At 60.3% G+C, this 20,009-nt stretch carries 16 protein-coding genes and 2 pseudogenes; 5 read left to right on the forward strand and 13 right to left on the reverse strand.

The window, feature by feature from the left end:
* Nucleotides 1–733: 733 nt before the first annotated feature.
* Nucleotides 734–1,474, reverse strand: coding sequence for a hypothetical protein (locus CFE428DRAFT_RS14340; protein ID WP_006980283.1), 741 nt, complete (start codon nucleotides 1,472–1,474; stop codon nucleotides 734–736).
* Nucleotides 1,471–2,160, reverse strand: a complete 690-nt coding sequence (locus CFE428DRAFT_RS14345; protein WP_006980284.1) for a hypothetical protein — start codon at nucleotides 2,158–2,160, stop codon at nucleotides 1,471–1,473. Before CFE428DRAFT_RS14345 ends, CFE428DRAFT_RS14340 begins: the two co-directional genes overlap by 4 nt.
* A gap of 268 nt (nucleotides 2,161–2,428) precedes the next feature.
* Here CFE428DRAFT_RS14345 and CFE428DRAFT_RS14350 point away from each other — a divergent pair, with 268 nt between their 5' ends.
* Nucleotides 2,429–4,747, forward strand: a complete 2,319-nt coding sequence (locus tag CFE428DRAFT_RS14350) for an AsmA family protein (protein ID WP_006980285.1) — start codon at nucleotides 2,429–2,431, stop codon at nucleotides 4,745–4,747.
* 5 nt (nucleotides 4,748–4,752) lie between these two features.
* Here CFE428DRAFT_RS14350 and CFE428DRAFT_RS14355 read toward each other — a convergent pair whose 3' ends face one another.
* The 4 genes from CFE428DRAFT_RS14355 to CFE428DRAFT_RS14370 form a co-directional block, all read right to left on the reverse strand.
* Entirely contained in the window at nucleotides 4,753–6,075 is a 1,323-nt protein-coding gene (locus CFE428DRAFT_RS14355; RefSeq protein ID WP_006980286.1) for a C39 family peptidase, read from the reverse strand.
* The gene (locus CFE428DRAFT_RS14360; RefSeq protein ID WP_006980287.1) at nucleotides 6,072–7,151 is read right to left on the reverse strand and encodes an agmatine deiminase family protein; all 1,080 of its coding nucleotides are present in this window, start codon (nucleotides 7,149–7,151) and stop codon (nucleotides 6,072–6,074) included. Before CFE428DRAFT_RS14360 ends, CFE428DRAFT_RS14355 begins: the two co-directional genes overlap by 4 nt.
* A 3-nt stretch (nucleotides 7,152–7,154) precedes the next feature.
* On the reverse strand, nucleotides 7,155–8,039 hold the full coding sequence (locus CFE428DRAFT_RS14365) for a carbon-nitrogen hydrolase (protein ID WP_006980288.1): 885 nt from the start codon (nucleotides 8,037–8,039) through the stop codon (nucleotides 7,155–7,157).
* 220 nt (nucleotides 8,040–8,259) lie between these two features.
* Complete coding sequence (locus tag CFE428DRAFT_RS14370; RefSeq protein WP_006980289.1) at nucleotides 8,260–8,856, reverse strand: peptidylprolyl isomerase; 597 nt, start codon at nucleotides 8,854–8,856, stop codon at nucleotides 8,260–8,262.
* Between the two features lie 355 nt (nucleotides 8,857–9,211).
* Between CFE428DRAFT_RS14370 and CFE428DRAFT_RS14375 the strand changes: the two genes are divergently transcribed.
* A complete protein-coding gene (locus CFE428DRAFT_RS14375; protein WP_006980290.1) occupies nucleotides 9,212–9,604 on the forward strand; it encodes a hypothetical protein in 393 nt (130 codons plus the stop codon).
* A 237-nt stretch (nucleotides 9,605–9,841) separates the two neighbouring features.
* Nucleotides 9,842–10,339, forward strand: coding sequence for a peptidylprolyl isomerase (locus CFE428DRAFT_RS14380; protein ID WP_006980291.1), 498 nt, complete (start codon nucleotides 9,842–9,844; stop codon nucleotides 10,337–10,339).
* A 135-nt stretch (nucleotides 10,340–10,474) separates the two neighbouring features.
* On the opposite strand, the gene CFE428DRAFT_RS39800 is transcribed toward CFE428DRAFT_RS14380, so the two are convergent.
* Nucleotides 10,475–10,912 carry an aminotransferase class I/II-fold pyridoxal phosphate-dependent enzyme gene (locus tag CFE428DRAFT_RS39800; protein ID WP_006980292.1) on the reverse strand — a complete coding sequence of 146 codons (438 nt, stop codon included), beginning with the start codon at nucleotides 10,910–10,912 and terminating at the stop codon, nucleotides 10,475–10,477.
* Nucleotides 10,913–11,000: 88 nt separating this feature from the next.
* Nucleotides 11,001–11,639: pseudogene (locus CFE428DRAFT_RS41095) on the reverse strand (aminotransferase class I/II-fold pyridoxal phosphate-dependent enzyme); the annotation flags it as partial.
* A gap of 202 nt (nucleotides 11,640–11,841) precedes the next feature.
* Between CFE428DRAFT_RS41095 and CFE428DRAFT_RS14395 the strand changes: the two are divergent.
* Nucleotides 11,842–13,176: a 3-keto-disaccharide hydrolase gene (locus CFE428DRAFT_RS14395; RefSeq protein WP_006980294.1), complete on the forward strand. Its 1,335-nt coding sequence runs from the start codon at nucleotides 11,842–11,844 to the stop codon at nucleotides 13,174–13,176.
* Between the two features lie 44 nt (nucleotides 13,177–13,220).
* Here CFE428DRAFT_RS14395 and CFE428DRAFT_RS14400 read toward each other — a convergent pair whose 3' ends face one another.
* Genes CFE428DRAFT_RS14400 through CFE428DRAFT_RS14410 form a run of 3 tightly spaced genes read right to left on the reverse strand, consistent with a single transcriptional unit; the run spans nucleotide 13,221 to nucleotide 14,649 of the window.
* Nucleotides 13,221–14,039, reverse strand: a complete 819-nt coding sequence (locus tag CFE428DRAFT_RS14400) for a hypothetical protein (protein WP_006980295.1) — start codon at nucleotides 14,037–14,039, stop codon at nucleotides 13,221–13,223.
* Nucleotides 14,039–14,293, reverse strand: coding sequence for a glutaredoxin family protein (locus CFE428DRAFT_RS14405; RefSeq protein ID WP_006980296.1), 255 nt, complete (start codon nucleotides 14,291–14,293; stop codon nucleotides 14,039–14,041). Before CFE428DRAFT_RS14405 ends, CFE428DRAFT_RS14400 begins: the two co-directional genes overlap by 1 nt.
* Nucleotides 14,290–14,649, reverse strand: a complete 360-nt coding sequence (locus CFE428DRAFT_RS14410; protein ID WP_006980297.1) for a hypothetical protein — start codon at nucleotides 14,647–14,649, stop codon at nucleotides 14,290–14,292. The genes CFE428DRAFT_RS14405 and CFE428DRAFT_RS14410 overlap by 4 nt, the downstream gene beginning before the upstream one ends.
* A 168-nt stretch (nucleotides 14,650–14,817) precedes the next feature.
* Here CFE428DRAFT_RS14410 and CFE428DRAFT_RS14415 point away from each other — a divergent pair, with 168 nt between their 5' ends.
* Nucleotides 14,818–15,384, forward strand: a complete 567-nt coding sequence (locus CFE428DRAFT_RS14415; RefSeq protein WP_237705497.1) for an RNA recognition motif domain-containing protein — start codon at nucleotides 14,818–14,820, stop codon at nucleotides 15,382–15,384.
* 428 nt (nucleotides 15,385–15,812) lie between these two features.
* Here the strand turns inward: CFE428DRAFT_RS14415 and CFE428DRAFT_RS14420 are convergent.
* Nucleotides 15,813–17,223: pseudogene (locus CFE428DRAFT_RS14420) on the reverse strand (DUF1501 domain-containing protein).
* 40 nt (nucleotides 17,224–17,263) lie between these two features.
* On the reverse strand, nucleotides 17,264–19,951 hold the full coding sequence (locus CFE428DRAFT_RS14425) for a PSD1 and planctomycete cytochrome C domain-containing protein (RefSeq protein WP_006980300.1): 2,688 nt from the start codon (nucleotides 19,949–19,951) through the stop codon (nucleotides 17,264–17,266).
* Between the last annotated feature and the right edge of the window lie 58 nt (nucleotides 19,952–20,009).

Raw genomic sequence — 20,009 nt, forward strand, 5'->3', positions numbered from 1 at the left:
TGACTGATCAGCCCGTAAAGGCTGTAGAAGCGCTCGCGCTTCTCCTGTTTGGCTTTCGCCCTCAGCTTCGCTCGCCAGTCCTGAAGTTTCGACGGCAGCAGCGCCTCCCGGATGGTCAGCTCCACTTTTGTCTCTTCTGTCATAGGTTCGGTTTTCACCGCTCCAATCAGCTCCAAGGACTCTTTGAGTCCGCTTCGTTCTGCCAAAGCCCCTTCGCTCCACGGACGTTACTCCGCTTCATCGCTACTATGGGCTTCTCCGACTCCCCAATCTCCAGCTCGATCCTTATGGCTTCGGCTCGGGCCGCGTTCCGTCCCGCTCTCGCGCGACGAAACCCAAGACCAGGGTCTCCCAGTCTGCCCAACCCCACCTTCCCTGCGCGCTGCCCCCTGCGACCCCGGAGGTCTTCACCGTTGCTCGTGAACATCCCTTCACGGTGAATGCTAGGCTTCGGCTCCTCCGAGAGATTGGCCGACCTCACTAAGCGTAACGAGGCTCTTCTAGGTTTGCTTGCGCTGCGGCTCACAGGTTCGATCCACGGAGCTTCAACCCCAGGATTGCTCCCAGAATCGTCCGCTTCTCTACAAGCTCGATGTTCAGTTGGCTTGACGAACACTTTTCAGTTCATGGGTTTGGGTTGGCGGTGCTGGCGCACCAGAGGCCGCAGAGACGCAGAGGGAAGAAGACAATCGGACAATCAGACTGGAGACAATGGGACAACCAGCGCGAAGCGTTATCCCATTGTCCGATTGTCTTCCTGTCTCATTGTCCTCTCCCCTCCGCCCTGCGCGTCCATGAGAGCGAGGATGCGTTGCTTCTTGGCCTCGTAGTCGAGGGAATGGAAGAGGCGGATTTCGTCCACCCGTCGGGCGCCGTTTAGGGCGTCGAGGAAGAGAGTGTATTGCCCGGCAAGCTCCGATGTCTCCAGGTAACGGCCGCGGAGGTTCGCATCGGCATAAGCGTGCGGGGTCTGGCGGGAGAAAAGGTGGAAGCGCAGCCAGCGGCGATCCGCGCGGGAGACTTTCTGGGTCTTGCGAAAGAAGGCCACGAAGAGCAGTAGCACGAGGTAGGTGTCGACCTGCGCCTGGAGCTCGAGATTGCGCGCGAAGTCTTCGCTGGCGATTTCCCGGATGCCCCGCTGAAACTGGATCGCCGCGTGCAAGGCGTGGTTGATCTCCTCCACGAAGGCGATGAGACAGCGGATGTTTTCGTTGGTGATCCCTTTGCGCGGGTCATGCCTTTCGAGCTGCTCGATGAGCCAGCGCGAGTAGTAGATGCCGATGTGCAGGCGGTCGTCCGATTTGCGCAGGAAGGTGCGGGCGAGTTCGCTGAGTTCGCGCGCCGAGGCACCGGCTGCGCGGCTGAGCTGTCCGCAGCGCTGGCGATCGATGAGACAATCTTCCAGATTGATGCCGACCTGCACGTAGGTGCGTTCAAAGAGCCGCTGAATCTCACTGAACAAAGTGGCGTTCATGGGATGAGCGGGGCGAAGGCGTTATCGAGGTGGATCAGCGAATCGGAAAGGTGATTGAGCGCAAGCCGGATCTCGCGGAAGCCGGCGGCGAGCTTTTCGAAGATCTCGCTCAGGGCACAGGTGCGGGCCACTTGATGGCCAGCCGCCAGGTGGAAATTGCTGCGCCCGAGGTCCTCGTAATAGCCAAGATCCGGCGCGCCGCGTTGCGAGCGGTGTTGCACCGTTTCGTGAAAGATGCCGGTGATGAAGAGCGAGTAATTGCCGACGTGCGCGCGAATGAGAAAGCTCTGCGCGGGCGAAGCGGTGCGCAGGGCGATCAGCATATCCGAAACATACTGGATCGGGCTGGTATGCCCATCGGCCGGCGAGCGCATCCGCGCGGTCTGGGAAAAAGTCTCGAGCAGCGAAGCGAGGTAATCGCTCACATCCCGATCCGCCAACGCTGTCTCTTTCAAGACATGCCTGAGCAAAATGTAGAAGTAGAGCTGCGGCGAAATAGTCAGCGGGCCACCGTCCGCGAACAGGGATTCGACGAGACGGGGATTATCCAGGACGGTATCCCGTGCTGCACCGTCGGTGAGGAGGTCCACCAGGTTTACCGAGTCGCGCTCGGACCTGGAAAGTGTGCGGACGACGAAATCGAAATCCGCCGCCGTGAAGCGTTCCCGACAATTGGCTTTGATCATCGGAGCTTTGATATGAGCACTGGGTGTGCCATGCGTAGTTCGACGCGCTAAAATAGCACGGTATTCATCCAATATTTCGGAAAAACGGGGGCCGGTGGATGGGAGGGGGAAGGAAGAACATCCAACATCCAACATCCAACACCCAACCTCCAACATCCAATGGCGCAAGCGCGTGACGGGAGCGGGTGAGTCTGCGGGGAAGTCATTGGGTGTTGGGTGTTGGACGTTGGATGTTGGATGTTCCGCTCTTTCCCCCCATCTTCCTCTCATGCGCCGCGTGCTGCTCACTCTCTTCGCCCTCTTCCTGATCGCGCTGTCGTTCGGGATGTGGTACGCGTCGCAGCGCGGTTTCACCAGCAAGTGGCGGGGCTATGTGCGGGAGGAATTTCACAAGCGCGGGGTGGAGGTCACGCTGCGGCGGCTGACGCTCGACCCGTTGCGCGGGCTGGTGGCGAAGGATGTGCGGGTCTTCGATGCGCATGACAAAAAGCGCACACTCGCAGTCATCGATGAGATGGTGCTGCAGGTCAATTTTGCGAATCTCATCCGCGGGAAGACATTCCTCGATGCGCTCGACCTGCACGATGCGAACCTTTCCCTGCCTCTGGATCCGCAGAAACCGCACGGGCACAAGATCGAGATCGCGCGGCTCAATGGGCGGCTGTTTCTCCCACCGCAACAGCTGTACCTCGCCTACGCGGATGCCGAGGTCTTCGGGTTGCACGTCAGCGCGTCGGGACGGCTCATTCATCCACAGGCGTTCCGACTCTCCAGCGCCTCGCGCTCGGCTATAACGCCGGACCTGGTCTCGCGCATTTTCGAGGAAATCAGTGCGATCAAATACGAGGCTGGGCCGCCGGTAGTGAGCCTGACCTTCAGCGGCGACCTCGCGCAACCAGATCAGATTTTCGTGGACGTGGCCCTGTGGGCGGAGCGCATTCGCCGCAAGCGCTACCTGCTCAACAATCTCTACATCGGCGCGAGCTGGCGCGGCGGGGCGCTCGACCTGAAGCAATTCGTGGCCACGGATGCAGCCGGCGAGTTGCGGCTCAATGGGCTGTGGGAGCGGGAATCGAATCACGCGCAATTGCAGCTCCGCTCGAACATCGACGTCGCGGCGCTGGCCCGGGCGTGCGGCAATTTTCCATGGCTGGACGATTTCGTTTTTTACGCGCCCCCGGCGATCGATCTGCGGCTCGACACGACGCTGGGCGACAAGCCGGAGTTTCTCGTCTCCGGGCGCCTGGCGGCGAAGAAGTTCGCCTATCGCTCGATCGTCTTCGATCAAGCGGAGGCCGGGTTTTCGTGGGATGGTACGCAATGGAGCCTGCGCGATGCCCATGTGCGACGGGCAAATGAACAGGAGATCAGCGGCGATGCCCTCCAGGTGGCGGGCGATTTTCGTGCGCGACTGGACAGCACGATGGACCCGCGAGTGTTCCGTCCGCTGCTTTCGGATGCGCAATCGGAGACCTTGCGGCAGCTCGAGTTTTCCCATGCGCCGCACATCACGGCGGAAGCGTACGGCGCTTCACCCAGCCTTGACGCGCTGAAGATCGATGGGCGGGTCGAGCTCGGCGCGGCGCGATTTCGCGGGGTGCCGGCGGAAAGCACGAAGGCGACGTTGCACTATGAAAACCGCACGCTCTCGATCGCGCCCTTCACCTTGAAACGCAGCGAAGGGGAGGGTTCGGGCGGTTTGTATTTCGATTTCGGGCGCGAGGAAATTCGCTTCGACAAGATCCGTGCACGGGTGAATCCACCGGAGGTAGCGATGTGGATCGATCCGGATCTCGTGAAGCAAATCCTGCCCTATCGTTTTGTGCGGCAGCCGCCCAATTTGCTCATCGATGGCGTGGTGAATACGCGCAATGGAAAGACCACCCGACTCTCGATCCTCGTCGATGCGCCCGCGGGCGTGGATTACACGTTCCTGAAGAAGAACCTCAGCTTTCCGAAGATCAGCGGGAAGCTGCTCTTCACCGATGGTCGCCTGAAGATTTCCGATCTCTCGGCGGCGCTCTTCGGCGGCACACTTTCCGGCGGCGCGGATATTTCACTCAATCGCGCGCGGCCCAACTACAGCGCGAATGTGGCGCTGGCCAATGTCGATTTCACCAGCGTGACGAAGCTGTATTTCGACTATGACGATTCGCACGGACATCTCAATGGCCGGTATGATTTCACCGGGAGCGGGGAGGATGCCCGCAACATGGAGGGGCGCGGTGAATTGACGGTGACCGAGGGGAATGTCTTCGCGATTCCGTTTCTCGGGCCGTTCTCCGGCATCCTGAATAACATCGTGCCCGGACTGGGGCGGGATGTGGCGCATCAGGCCAATGTGGACTTCACGATTTCCAGCGGGGTGATCGCGACGGACAACCTCAACGTGCAGGGGAAGGGCTTTAGTATGTTAGGCAACGGGAAGCTCTATTTCCTCGATGACAAGATGGACTTCGACATGCGGATCAATGCGCAGGGGATATCCGGCGTGCTGCTCTTTCCGATGAGCAAGCTGTTTCAATATACCGCCGATCAGAAACTCTCGAAGCCGCAGTGGCGGATGAAGATTATCCCGCGGCTGTAGAATGCTTAATTTAGCGGCTCGATCGACATCGTGCCGGTCGTCATCGTCCAGGCATCCTCGGCTTTCATGCGCTTGAGTTCGTGGCCCGGACCCCAGGAATCCGAAAAGAGGATTTCGTCCTTGAAAGTGTTGTAGCCGATGATGAGGCGCATGTGGCCTCCGGCGTTTTGCGGGATGCCAGGCTCGGGCACTTTGCCAAGCATCACGGTCCACAGCAGAGGGACGCCCTGGTCGACGTGCGCCTGGACGGCCTGGACGAAACGATGCAGACCCGTCTGGTTCTTGACTCGCGCTTCACGTAACACGTCCGGATCCATTCGACGATAGATCGCTTCGACATCGATGTTGTAAGTCGGCTCGGGCAGCAGCGGCTTGTGATCCTTTTTAGCTGCGCGGTTGTAATCGACCATGAGGGTAAGCATTTCCTTGGCGTCGAATTTTTCCACTTCCTTCACCCGCAACTTGAGCCGGGCACCAAGTTTCTTCAGCGCATCGAGCATCGACTCAGCGCTCGTGCCGGTCGCGGTCGTACCGGCGACCTGCGCGAGCTCGTTTTCGTCGACGCTGTCGCCATAATAACGCATCACGCGCTCGGTCGCGGCCACGACGCAGTATCCTTTTTCGCCTTGGTCAACCATCGGCACATCGCCAAGCCAGACGTCTCCATTGCCATTGCGTTTCACATGGGCGAGACCGGAAAACCGGGCTCGCTGCAGATTCGTGGCCGAAGCGAGCATGCTCACTTTCTTGACGGGCGCCGATACATCGAGACGCACGAATTCCGCGCGGAAAGGAGTATTGCTGGCCGCCACCGCCCTGCTCTTGCTGTATTCCAGAAGATAGTGCGCCTTGTCCGTCGTCCAGATCAGACCGTCGGCGTGCACGGCATTAGCGGCATCATTTCCGCGCACCTTGAATGGGGTATGGGTCGCCGCATTGATCTTATCCACCACGATGTGGACCAAGCGGTCGAAGCGCTCTTCCGTTAAGTTGCCGACATCTCCCCGTCCATAAAACAATATCGAAATCCCATCGAGCTTATCGCCATCGAATCGAGCCACGCTTTCGACTACCGGCAACCCGAAGACCGAGAGCGCCTCGTCCGACGTTCTCGCCGTATGGCCATCGGCACCATAGAGAAAAGTGGCGCGCGCGGAATCCCTGGCCTTGGAAGTCCATAAATAGCCGTACTTCTTCGCCGCTTGCATGAAGTCCTCTTGCTTCATCGTCCATAGATTGTCGGTGGCAAATAGCGAATCGAGCGATTCGCCAAACGCCGAAGCCACCAAGGTGGCCACGACAGCGGCGACGAAGAGCAAGCGAATCATGGGGGGAGGAGGGGCTGTTGCTGGGTAAGACAATGAAACGCACCCAGGCCCCAAATCAACTCCCGACAATCAATCGGCACGACCTTTCTCTTGGGAAAAGCCTTCTGGAGGACCGCCACCGCCCACTTGTCATGGGCATCGGCGAAGACGGGCAAAAGGATAACCTTGTTGCCAATATAGAAATTCGCGTAGCTGGCCGGCAGGCGCTGGCCATCGCGGACAATCTTCCGCGGCATGGGCAGCGTGACCACCTCCAGCGGGGTGCCGTCCTCGGCTTCCATGGTATGCAACGCGTCGAGGTTCTGCCGGAGCGGTTCGTAGTTGCTGTCGTTTTCGTCCTCCTCCACCACAGTCACCACCGTAGTGCGGCCGACGAAACGGGTCAGATCATCCACGTGTCCGTCCGTGTCGTCGCCCTCGATGCCGTCACCCAGCCAGAGGATGTGTTTCACACCGATATAATCCCGCAGCCGTTGCTCGATGTCCTTCTCGGACAAATCCGGATTGCGGTTCGGGTTGAGCAGGCACGATTTCGTGGTCAGCAGGGTCCCGGCACCGTTCACGTCGATCGAGCCGCCCTCGAGCACCATTTTCGGGAAGAAAATGGGCAGCTTTTGGAATTCAGCGATGCGCTTTGGCACATCGTCATCGAAATCGAACGGCGGATACTTCCAGCCCCACGCGTTGTAATCCCAATCGACGATTGCCAGGCGTGGCGCTTCCGCGCGGGTGAGATAGATGGGGCCGTGATCGCGGCACCACGGCTCATTCGTGGGGATGTGATAGAACGTGACGTGGTCCGTCTTCGCGCGGACCTTGGCGAGATGGGAGCGCACGAGCGCCTCGTGCTCCGCATCGCACACGTTGATGTTCACCTTTTCCGATTCGCCGAGGGCGTGGACCATCTGCGCGAGCGTGGGCACGACCTTTTCGTAGGAATCGGGAAAGCTGATGCCGTCGGGCCGCGGCCACGAGAGCCAGGTGGCCTCGTGCGGTTCCCACTCGGCCGGCATGTGATAGCCTTGGGCCGCGGGAGTGGAAGTAGCAGTGCTGGGGTGCTCGGTATGCGCGCTCATAGGTCAGTCGATGAATCGCTTTTGAATATCGCCGTAAGCGTCAATGCGGCGGTCGCGGAAAAAGGGCCAATGCGTGCGCTGGGTATCGAGGGCATCGAGATCGGCCTCGACGAGAAGGATTTCCTCATCGCTCACTGAAGCCTTGGCCACGATCTGCCCAGACGGGTCGGCGACGAAACTTTGCCCCCAAAATTCGATGCCCGGGCCGCCATCGGGCGCCTCGTGGCCCACACGATTCGGGACGGCGACATAGCAGCCGTTGGCGATGGCGTGCGAGCGCTGGATCGTTTCCCACGAACTGTGCTGGCGCATGCCGTATTGCTCCTTCTCTCCCGGATGCCAGCCGATGGCCGTGGGGAAGAAAAGGATCTGCGCACCGGCCAGCGCGGTTAGCCGCGCGGACTCGGGATACCACTGATCCCAACACACGCAGACGCCGATCCGGGCATACCGCGTCTTCCAGGCGCGGAAGCCGAGATCGCCCGGCGTGAAGTAAAACTTCTCGTAATAGAGCGGGTCATCCGGAATGTGCATCTTCCGGTATTTGCCGAGATACGTGCCATCGGCATCGATGATCGCCGCGGTATTGTGATACAGGCCGGCGCTGCGCTTTTCGAAGAGCGAAGCGACGATGACCACGCCGCGCTCTTTTGCCAGACGGCAAAGCGCGTCCGTGCTCGGCCCAGGGATTTCCTCCGCGAGCTGGAAGTATTTGTGATCCTCGATCTGGCAGAAGTACTGCGAGGTGAAGAGCTCCTGCAGGCAAATGATCTGCGCGCCACGATCCGCCGCCTCGCTGACGCGAGCGAGGGCCTTGGCGAGATTTTCCTGCGGCTCGGCAGAGCAGCGCATCTGAACGAGAGCGAGAGTGACTTTGGAAGACGACATGCGGAGAAAAAGAATGCGCCGCGCTTCGTCCAGACGAAGCGTTCTTGCGTGAAAAGTTTGTGACGAGCCGCGCGGATTGCAACCCGTCAAATTGGGAATTTCAGATTTTACTTTTCGGATGTTTTCGCCGCGCAATGCATGGCGCTGTCCCGAGGCGGGTTACGATAGCGTCCCTCTTCGCCTCACATCCGATTTCGGAAATCCGAAATCCGAAAACCAATTACTTAATGGAGTCGGCGGAAACGATCTGAACGCTCTCGAGCGCCACGCGGCTCTGCGGCTTGCTGTTCTCGCCATTCGGGCTCGGGCCCACCGGCGTCTTGCCCAGCTTGCGCAGGGTATCCTCGCCCTTGATGAGTTTGCCGAAGGCGGTGTATTTGCCATCGAGCTGCGGAGTCGGCCCGAGACAGATGAAGAACTGCGAGCTCGCCGAATCCGGATCCGCGGAGCGCGCCATGGAGATGACGCCGAACTCGTGGTGGTGGTCGTTGAATTCCGCCTTGATGCGCTCATCCGCGTGGCCCGTGCCCCAGCGCCCTTCCATGCTCGGATCCTTGGTCAGCGGATCGCCGCCTTGGATCATGAAGCCATCGATGATGCGGTGAAACGCAGTGCCATTGTAGAAGCCCGCCTTCGCGAGCTTGATGAAATTGGCGACCGTCTTCGGCGCCACATCGGGCCAGAACTCGATGACCATTTCACCCTGGGAGGTTTTCAAGACAGCCACTTCCTTGTCCTCCGCGCGCGCGGAGTTGGGAAAAAGAGTGACCGCGCTGAGCGCACAAGCGAAGAGGAAGGAAAAGAGGGGCAGCTTCATGCCGGGAACATCAGCGCGGCTCTTGGATGCTGTCACGCGGAAAAATCACGTAGGAGGGCGAAAGATGAGCCGTCGTCGGATGGCGATCGCGCTGCGGAACTCCGGAGAGCGCACCGTCCGGGGTGCTGGCGACGGCGTCCTGCCGTCGCGAACTTTTTTACCACGCCCGGCTTTTGTCTCCGACCGCATGAAGGGAAGTTTGTTTCGGCGGGACGCCAAAACCAGTGCCCGAGACGGGTGCGCTCCCAGAACTGCCGCCGTGTTTCCACTTTCATTCAACCGCACACGAAGCGCGCAACGGGGCTGGAAAATCTGCGGTGGCTCTTGGAAACTGAACGTGTATCCCTACCAAGTAATGAGCGAACAACCCCCAACCACTTTCGACGACCAGCCAGTCATCCGCGAATTCACCGGCACCTGGCGCTTTTCCGCCCCCAACATGCCGGGCCAAATGGGACTCATTCATTTCACCGAAAACGGGCGCGCGATTCAGTGCCTCTTCGATCCCACCAATCCGGAAAAGGGCACCTGGATGCGCCTCTGGTATTTCATCGAATCTCCGACGACGCTTCGCTTCTCCTACGAGAACGACGACAAGGGTTGGCGGCGCACCTATCAAGTGGCCGGCGGTACGATTACCCTCCGCGGCGGCGGTTCGGAAGATGCCGTCTTTACCCGCGCCCTGCCAAATCGCATTCCGGAGTGGTTTTCCCATTCAATCGCCTCGGCGGCCAAGCGCACCGCTTGATCGGCACATTGTGAATTTGTTGCCCGCTGGCAAGTAGGACATCGCGCGTGATACAACGGATTAGCATCATCGCCCTCGCCCGTGGACCGGGGGACCAGATGTTGGGCGATACAGTCGTGTCTCAAAATGGACACGCGGTCTGCCCAGAATCGGATACCGCGACCCATCCACCACTACGTGACCAGCCGTAAAATCGATTGCCAAGATGCGGTCGTATCCGCATCGTCGCCCACCCTTATGAATGACATTCGCCTGATCCTGAAGACGTCCCGCGGTAATATCGAAGGCACCATCTTCGCTTCGAAAGTGCCGATGACCGCCGCCAATTTTCTGAACCTCGCCAAGCGAGGGTATTATAATGGCATCAAGTTTCATCGCGTGATCCCGGACTTCATGATCCAGGGCGGCGACCCGACCGGCACCGGCATGGGCGGCCCGGGCTACAAGTTCGGCGACGAGATTCATCCCTCGCTCAAGCATACCAAGCCGGGCATGTTCTCGATGGCCAACGCTGGCCCCGGCACGAATGGCAGCCAGTTTTTCGTCACGCACGTCCCCTGCCCGTGGCTGGACGGCAAGCACGCGGTCTTCGGCGAAGTGACCAAAGGCCAGGACGTGGTCAACGCCGTGAAGCAGGGCGACACGATCGACAGCATCGAGATTCTGGATTCCACGGACGAGCTGTTCACCGCCCAGAAGGCGCAGCTCGACAAGTGGAATGCGGTGCTGAAGTAAGACGGCGCAAGCGCCGGAACATCCAACGTTCAACATCGAACATCCAACATCCAATGGCGCGAGCGCACGTGCGACAGCTCCATTGGATGTTCGATGTTGGGTGTTGGATGTTGGATGTTCTCTCCGGACGTTCCGTCACTCCGCGGCGCAAAGGATCGCACCCAGCGTTTCCAATCCGCTGACCAGTTCCTCCTCGCTGGCCTTGGCGCAATTCAGACGCAGGCTGCTGGTGGGTTGGGGCTCGGTGTAGAACACCGGGCCGGCGCCGAAGACAATCCGCTCCTGACGCGCGGTTTCGCGCACTTCGGCGAGGTCGACGGCGCGCGGTAATTCGGCCCAGAGCATGTAACCGCCGCGCGGCGGATTGGCGCGGGTACCTTTGGGAAATGCGCGGGCGATGGCCTCGAGAGCGAGCGCGCGGCGATGAGCATTGCGGGGACGCAATTTCGCGAGATGTGGATCGAGCGCACCGGCGGCGAGGAATTCGCGCAACGCCACTTCGGAGACGACCGCGCTGTGCAGATCCTGCTGACATTTGCGCGCGGCAAAATCTTCGTAAAGCGTGCCGGGCACGCAGACACCAGCGCGCAGGCCCGGGCGAAACGCTCTTCGAAAAGCTGGAGACGTAGCTCACCGTCGAGCCGTCGTCCCACGCAAGCAAACTGCGCGGCACGCCGTCTTCGATGAGTTCGCCATAGATGTCGTCCTCGATGAGGCGCACGCCGTTCTGTCGGCAGATCTCCACGAGCCGCGGACGTTTTTCATTCGGGATGGTGACGCCCGAGGGATTCGACAACGCCGCGCAAACGATGAGCGCGCGCGGCTTCCAGCGAGTGAGCAATTCTTCGGTGGCGTCGAGATCGATGCCATCCGGGCCGGTGATTGGCAGTGGCAACACGCGCGCGCCGGCGACACTCAAGACCTCGAGCATGCCGTAATAGGCGGGTGCCTCGACGGCCACGATGTCGCCCGGCTTGACGAGAATGGAGATGAGCAATTGCACGCCTTGCGTGCAGCCGGTGACGGTCACGAGTTGCGGCCCGCGCACATTCGCGCCGCGCGCCTGGAGTCGCGCGGCGAGTTGCTCGCGCAGGACGTGGTCGCCCTCCGGATGATGATAGGTAAACATCTTCGCGCCCTCGTGGGCAAAGGCGCGCGTGAAGGCGGCCTGCAACTCCTCGGTGGGCAGCGAATCGAGGCCGGGCACGCCGGCGGCGAGATTGATGAGACCGGCTTCGTCGGCCTGGCGCATGAAATCGACCAGGCGGCCAGCGGCGCGGAAGGGGCGGGGTTCAGTCATGCGAATCGAGGTGTTGGTAACGGGCGAATTGCCGGAGGGCAGGCGCCGAGACAATCCCAAATAAAAATTATGACACGTTCCCGCCACAATCCAATCGCACCCACCAACGGGGTTGGATTCAGGCCGAAACGTCCCAGCCACCCGCCCATTTCGATTGGCCTTCCCAAGAAAGACCGCGGCAGATGAATTGATAGGAGTATCTATGTTCCCCCGAACGTTCCTCACCACTTTCGTGCTGCTATGTGCCTCGCAACTCTATGCGGAGGACAGCGACGGCTTCACCCCGCTTTTCAATGGTCACGATATGAGCGGCTGGGTGCGGGAGAATGGTGCCGAAGACACTTTCACTGTGCGCGATGGAATGATCATCGACACGGGTCTGCCGATCGGGGTGATCCGCTCAGATCGGATGTATGAGAACTTCATCCTCGAGTTTGATTGGCGGCACATGAAGTCCGGTGGTAACAGCGGTTGCTTTGCCTGGAGCGACGGACTGCCGCATGTCGGCGGGCCATTCCCACGCGGCATCGAAGTGCAGGTGCTCGATCCCGGCTTCGCCGCGACCCACAAGGGCGAGAACGAGTGGTACACCTGCCAGGGCGATCTCTTCCCGGTGCAGGGTGCGACCATGACGCCGTTTGGCCGGATCTCGAAAACGGGCGCGCGCAGTTTCCCCATCGAAGATCGCACGAAGCCGTCGCCGGAGTGGAACCACTATCATCTCGTCGCCAATGCCGGCGAACTGCGGCTCTCGGTGAATGGGAAGGAAGTGACGGTCGGCAAAGACTGCGTTCCACGGCGTGGCTACCTCAGCCTCGAGGCGGAAGGCAGCGAGGCGCATTTCAAGAATCTGCGGATCAAGGAACTGCCGTCGACGAACACGCCGCCGGAACAGACGGCGAAGGCCTACGAAGGCTTCAAGCCGCTCTTCGACGGCAAGGACTTGGGTGGGTGGAAGTTCGATAACGCGACCAGCGAAATATGGAGCGCGCGAGGATCACATTTCATCAGCAAGGCCGGCATGTCACAAAATGCCAAGGGGCTGTGGAGCGAGAAAAAGTATCGGGATTTCGTGCTGTGCGTGGACTGGCGTTTGACTGGCAAAGTCGACCCGAGGCGCTTATTCACCTTTCAGGAAGACGGTCTTTACGTGCGCAATGCTGCTAACTCCATCGTCGAAAAGGAGATGCCCGATGCGGGCAGCAGCGCCATCGCCCTGCGGGGCGATTCCAAATATCAGTTGAACCTTTGGAGTCACCCCATGGGTTCTGGTGATTTTGAGTTGCTCCACACCGACGAAGCCATCCCGAGCCCGTTGCGCCGTGCGCTCCTGCCGAAGGTGAAAGCCGATGCGCCACCCGGAAAATGGAATCGATTCTTCATCACCCTCAAGGGCGACCGAGTCACGGTCGTGCTGAACGACCAGACCGTGATCGATAACGCCCAACTGCCGAACATCCCCGCCGAGGGCCCGATCGGGCTGCTGTACCACGGCGACGAAGTGGAGTTCGCGAACCTATTCATTCACGAACTGTAGCCAGCGAAGGCTCTCAACTATCCACTCTCAACCCTCAACTTCCCCTACGACAACCGAACCAGGTCGCGAAGAAATTGGAACCAGATGAAAAGCATGCCCCGCCACGAATAACGAATCTCGCCAGCGGCATTCCGGGTGAGCACCCCAGTGGCGATGTTGTGATTGATCTGCGCGCGCAGGTCTTTCTGGATTTCGTTCTGAATCTGATCGCCGTCGAGTTCCTCGAGATCCTCGAGACGCACGCGGTTCTCGTTCAGAAAATGGCGATGGCTTTCGTAGATCTGCAGGAAGGTCTGGTCGCCACGCAGCCGATTCACCCGCCATTGCGGCACGAGCTTGAGGCTGTAGCTGAAAGGATAATTCCAGGTCGTCCAGATCGTGCCATCCTTCGCCCGCGAGCTGACGCTGAGATAGAAAAACGCCACGTCGCGCTGGTCGATGAGACAGATGGCCGACTGGGTGCGCTCGGCCATCTTGTAAAAAAGCCGGAAGAATTGGGCGTAGTCTTCCCAGTCCCAACCCGAATCGCTGATATGCTCGAACTTCTCGCCCTCGATCTCCTCGGTGATCTCGTTCAGCGCGGGAAAGGTTTCTGAATTCGGCGGCGTCTTCTGGCGGAGGTTCTTTTCCAGCGGCAAGGTCAGCCGCCGCACGCGGGTGAGGATTTCCAGCCACGGCAAAAGCAGCCAACTGGCAGCACAAAAGACACCGACCATCCAGTAGCCGGTGAATCTCCAGCCTGCGATGAAAGAGGTGGCCAGAACCCCGACCGCGCCCAGTTTGCGCAAAAAGGGGTGGCGGAAGCTGCGCAAGGCGAGGGTAAGGACAAACACCCCCAGGGTGAGCAGCAGGTCGGATAACATCAGGGACTGATGCTGTACTTTTTTACGAAAACTGCAAGTTCGTCCGGTCCGAAGTCCGGGAGAACAAGGCCATCCGCGGTCACCAGGGTGGGGGTTAGCCGCTGGCCGGAGAGGCGGATCATTTCATCATAATCCGCCCGCGACTTTTCCACATCGATGAGGGCGTATTGATAACCGCGCTCGTCCAACCATTCCTGCGCTCGGACGCACCACGGACACCACACTTTGACGTAAAGCTTCAGTGCCGGGGTCATTTCGCCTTCTCGTCCTTCCACTTCTTCGACTGGGCATCGATATAATGCTGCACGTTCACCTTGTAGGTGGCGAGCTGCTCCTCCGTAACATCCTTTTCCTCAATCACTTTCACGCTCTCGGCACCGGTGATGAAAGTCGTGCCGGCGAGTTGGAGAACCAGCTTGGTGTAGTCGTCTTTGTACATGACCACCGGAAACGTGTCGCCTTTATCCATCATCCAGCGGGCGCCGTCGGAAAGCAGTACCGGGGTATCCGCCGTGAGCATGGCGTAGAGGACAAAGTGCTTCTTGGGAGGTCCGGCTTGCACAGAGCCACCCAGGATCAACGCGAGGAAAATGAGGAGGATACGGTTCACGTCCGGCTATTTTCTCCGCCTCGGACGGAAAATCAATGGAGGATCAGGGCACCCCCAGACCGTTCGCGAAATGATAAAATAGACTTTGCTTTTTATCAGGTTTCTCTAATCTCCACGCTCCAGATAACACAACCTTAGCACAGCCCTCGGAGTTGGGAAGATTGTCAGTTGAACCTGTTCAGTGACGACCTGAAAACCGATTTCCGGGAAACCGTCACCGAAGACCGCGCTCAGGCCAACAGACTACACTACATGGGCAACAAACTCTACGTAGGAAATCTCTCCTTCAATACGACGGAGACCGATCTCCAGGATTACTTCGCACAGGCGGGTCCGGTAACGGAAGTGCTGCTGGTGCAGGACAAATTCACCGGTAAATCGCGCGGCTTCGCATTCGTCACCATGGCGAACGACGCTGACGCGCAGACCGCAATCACCCAACTCCACGGCAAACCCTTCGAGGGGCGCACGCTGACGGTTAATGAAGCGCGTCCGCGCGAAGATCGTCCGCCGGGCGGCGGCGGCGGCGGATATCGTGGCGGAGGCGGAGGCGGTGGTGGTGGTGGATATCGTGGCGGCGGGGGCGGAGGAGGAGGCGGTGGTGGATACCGTGGCGGAGGCGGAGGAGGCGGTCGTGGAGACCGCGGCGGCGGCGGCGGTGGCTATGGCGGTCGCGGCGAACGTGGGGGTGGTGGCGGCGGCGGTGGCTACGGTGGCGAGCGCGACGACCGGTAATTCCGGGACGTCTCGTTAGTCCGCTAACAAGATCACAATTTCAAAGCGCGGTCCGGTTTCTGCCGGGCCGCGTTTTTTTATAGCATTTTAAATAACCGGTGGTGGAGATCACTCAAAAGAGCGGCCCGAATTTAACCCGGAAGACGCAGAGCATTTTGAGAGAGGAAAGGAGGGATGGCTGGCTCTTCCTCTGCGGCCCTCTGCGTTCTCGGCGTCCTCTGCGTTTAAATGGATAGGGCCTTTGGTTGCGACTACAGCTTTATATAAAATGCTTCAGTGGGAAGTCGCGATCGACAGCCACGCCTTATCTTGAAGACCGGAAAGCATTTCCGGGTAAGACGATTCTCGCAGTGAGTGCGTGGCAAGGACCTGCTGGCGGGCTTGCGGAATGCCACCTGTGATTCAGCCCCTGGTTGGCCTGCCCAATCTTACGCCATGATTTCCTTCACCACACTCCCCCCAACGTTCGTCAGGCGGAAGTCGCGGCCGGCGTAGTTGAAGGTGAGCTTCTCGTGGTCGAGGCCGAGGAAGGCGAGGATGGTGGCGTGCAGGTCATTGATCTGCACTTTGTTTTCCACCGCCTCGTAGCCGTACTCGTCCGTGGTGCCGTAGCTCAAGCCGCCCTTCACGCCGCCGCCCGCCATCCCACACCGTGAAGGCCTTGTTATTGTGATCGCGGCCATCGCCACCCTGCGCATGCGGGGTGCGGCCAAATTCACCTGCCCAGACGACGAGCGTATCCTTCAGCAACCCACGCAGGCGCAGGTCCGTGAGCAGGCCGGCGATCGGCCCATCCACCGCTTTGGCATTCGCGGCGAGCGCGTTGGTGAGGTTGAAGTGCTGGTCCCAATTGCCGTGGGTAATTTCCACAAAGCGCACTCCCGCCTCGACACAACGCCGCGCCAGCAGGCACTTGCGGCCGAAATCTTCTGTCGCCGGATCGCCGATGCCGTAAAGCTTTTGCGTGGCCGGTGATTCCTTCGAAATGTCCATGACCTGCGGCATCTGGCTCTGCATCTTGAACGCCAGTTCGTACGACTGGATCACGCCTTCGACTTCGGGATTGACCCCATCGCGCACCAGCTTCTCCTGGTTCAGCGATTGCACGAGCGCGAGCTCATTACGCTGCGCCTGGGTGCTCAGCGATGTGTCGAGATTCTTCACCTCCGCACCGGCCACCGGACGGCCTTCCTGCCCGATGCGTTGCGCCTGGTAAATCGCCGGTAAAAACGCGCTGCCATAATTCTGCGCGCCCCCGAAACCGCTCGGCGGTGTGAGCGTGATGAAGCCGGGCAGGTTCTGGTTTTCCGTGCCGAGTCCGTAGAGCGTCCAGGCGCCGAGCGACGGACGCACGAACTGGAAGCTGCCGGTGTGCATCTTCAAAAACGCCTGCGGGTGGCTCGGCAGATCGGTCTGCATGCTGCGAACGAGGCAGAGTTCATCCGCGTGTTTTGCGACGTTCGGAAATGCCTCGGAAATCCACAGCCCACTGCGCCCGTTTTGCGTGAACTTCCACTTCGAGCCGAGAAGCTGTGTGCCAGGCCGCTTGCCAGGCTTGCCGGTATCGGCGATGAGCTGCGGCTTGTAATCGAACGTATCCACGTGCGACGGGCCGCCGCGCATGGTGAGGAAAATCACCCGCTTCGCGCGCGCCGCGAAATGCGGCTTCTTCGGCGCGAGCGGATTTTCAATCGCACCTGCCGGTGTGGTCGTGGCCGCGGCCTTGTTTGCGATGGCGGCGAAGGCCAGCCAACCGAAGCCGCACGAAAAATTCTTCAGGATATCGCGCCGGGTGAAGAGCGGCGTGATCTGGTTGCAGGAGTGATCGGACAGATTCATGGCAATGGGAGACGGACGAATGTCTGGAGGCAGAAGAGGATCAATTGACGTAACGGAATTCCGCGCTGGCGAAGAGCGCTCGGCAGAAGCTGGTCCACGCGGCCCTGGCCGCATCGGCATCGCGCACGCCCGCGGCGCCGCTCTGGCCCTTGGCCCAGTTCGCCGGGAAGCGGGTGAAGAAAGCCGTGGCCGCGGTCCGCTCGGCATTATCCGGCGGACGCGAAAAGACGAGCCAGTAGGCGTAGGTAATGCGTTCCTGGAGATTCGCCCCAAGGCCGCCATTCGGCCCCGAAGGATATCCCGCCACCACGCGTTCACCGAGCCGCTCCGCGCGCTTCTCGACGAATTTGCTATTCAACATGAAGAGCGCCTGCGACGGCACATTGGTCGTCTCGCGATCGCCGGTGACCAGCGAGTTCTCGGCGAAGTCGAAAAGCGCGAGCGACTCCGGCACGGCATCGCGCGCATCCGGCAGATACACGGAGCGCACTGGCGTATCGACGTTGAGCTGCGCCTCGCTCATGCCGCGGCCGCGCGGACCGTTGATCATGCCGTCACCGGCCATGGCGACGGCATCACCGACGGGCGCGCTGTACTGCAAGTCGCCGCTTACCGAGAGCATCGCATCACGGATACACTCGGCATCGAGGCGCCGCTTGCTCATGCGCCACACAAGCGTGTTCTCCGGATCCGCAGCGAAATCCTTGGGATTGAAGTTGGAGCTGAGTTGATAGGCGTGGCTCAGCACGATCTCGCGGATTATCTTTTTCACCGAGTAGCCCTTCTTTTGGAAATCGAGGGCGAGATGATCGAGTAACGCCTGGTCGCTCGGCAGATGACCGGTAGTGCCGAAGTTATCCGTGCTTTCGACGATGCCCTTGCCGAAGAGCCAGTGCCAGACACGGTTCACCATCACCCGCGAGGTCAACGGATTCGTCGGCGCGGTGAGCCATTCCGCCAATTCGAGGCGGCCGCTGGTGCCCTCCGGAATCGCGGGCGCATTGCCATTGCTAAGGATGCTCACGAAGCCGCGTGGCACTTTGTCGCCGGGCTTGTCGACATCGCCGCGCGCGTAGAGCGGGCTATCGGTGATCGTCGGAAACGCGGTGACGCTCCCATAGAAACGTCCGCCCTTGCCGCCGCCGGCAAACATCCCGCCGAAGCGGCCGCCACCGCCGGCGCTCGCCGAACTCATCGCCGGACGATCCTTCGCGCCCATGGCGAGAATCTTCGGACGCCCCGAGGCATCGAACGAATTCAGCTCCGACTCGAGCATCCCCGTCTGCGTGAGGAGGATCAGGAGGCGAACACCTTTCTTCACATCCACACCATTCGCCGGCTTGCCTTCGCGCCGGGCCTCCATGCGCTCGGAGATCATTTCGTTGCGCTCCTTCTCGAGATCGGCCAATTGCTTCTCCTTCTGTGCGCGTTCGGCCGGCGCCAGAATCTTCGTGATCGTCGGCAGACCGGAGCTCGCCGGCAATTCGATGAGCTGGGTGGCGTGGCGATTCTGCTGGCCGCTGGCCGTACCGTAGCGCGTGTCCGTGCTCAGGAAAATGCCGGCCATCGCGTAGTATTCGCGCTGCGGAATCGGGTCGAACTTGTGATCGTGGCAGCGCGCGCAGGCAATGGTCATGCCGAGGACGCCTTGGGAAATCGCATCGATCTGCTCATCGGCGACATCGAGCGCATACTGCCGCGGGTTGTTCTCGTTTTGCGATTTGGCGCCGATCGCCAGGTAACCCGTGGCCACTTCGTGTTCGGCCCGTTCGCGCTCGGTCTTCGCCGGCAACAGGTCGCCGGCGATTTGCTCGCGCAAGAATTCGTCGTAGGGCTTGTCGGCATTGAACGCGGCGATGACGTAGTCGCGATAACGCCACGCGTGCGGATAGGCGAAATTCGCTTCCTTGCCGCTGGACTCCGCATAGCGAGCCACGTCCAACCAGTGCCGGCCCCAGCGCTCGCCAAATTGCGGCGAGTTGAGCAAGCGGTCCACCACAGTGGCAAAAGCGTTCGGCGATTTGTCCTGCTCAAAAGCGCGGATTTCATCGAGGCTCGGCGGCACGCCGACGAGGTCGAAATAAACGCGACGAATGAGCGTGAGCTTGTCCGCATCGGCGACGGGCTTCAGTCCCTTGGCCTCCAGGCCCGCGAGCAGAAAGCGATCGATATCCGCCCGCGCCCAGGCCGCATCCTGCACCGCCGGCACTTCAGTCTTTTTCGGCGCCTTGAAGGCCCACCAATCCTTCGACTTCTCGGTGTCATACTTTTTGGCCGCCGCCACCGTGACCGGACCACCGTTGCGAGGATCGGGCGCGCCCATCTGCACCCACTTTTCGAAATCCTGGATGACGTCGGCGGGCAGCTTGCCGCCGGCCTTTTGGGGCGGCATGGCGGTGTCCTTGTTGCCATAGTGGATCGCTTCGATGAGCAGGCTGTCCTTCAGATTGCCGGGCACTACGGCCGGTCCGCTATCGCCGCCGCGGCGAATGCCTTCCCGCGAATCGACCATCAGGCCGCCCTTCAGCTTTTCCGCCTTTTCCGAGTGGCACTTATAGCACTTGTCGGTGAGCACGGGACGGATCTTCTTCTCAAAGAAATCGAGCTGATCCTGGGGGATGGCCTCGGCCTGGGCGACATCCGCCTTCTTGCCCTCGTCGAGCGCGGCCATCGCCGGACCGGCGGCCAGCAAGAGGGCGAAAATGGGAGAAATCTGATAAGTTTTCACGGTACCGTGGATTTACGACTTTCAACCCTGCCGTCGGCCCGCGGTTGCGTGGAAATTA

The organism is Chthoniobacter flavus Ellin428 (assembly GCF_000173075.1).
Taxonomy (GTDB): domain Bacteria; phylum Verrucomicrobiota; class Verrucomicrobiia; order Chthoniobacterales; family Chthoniobacteraceae; genus Chthoniobacter; species Chthoniobacter flavus.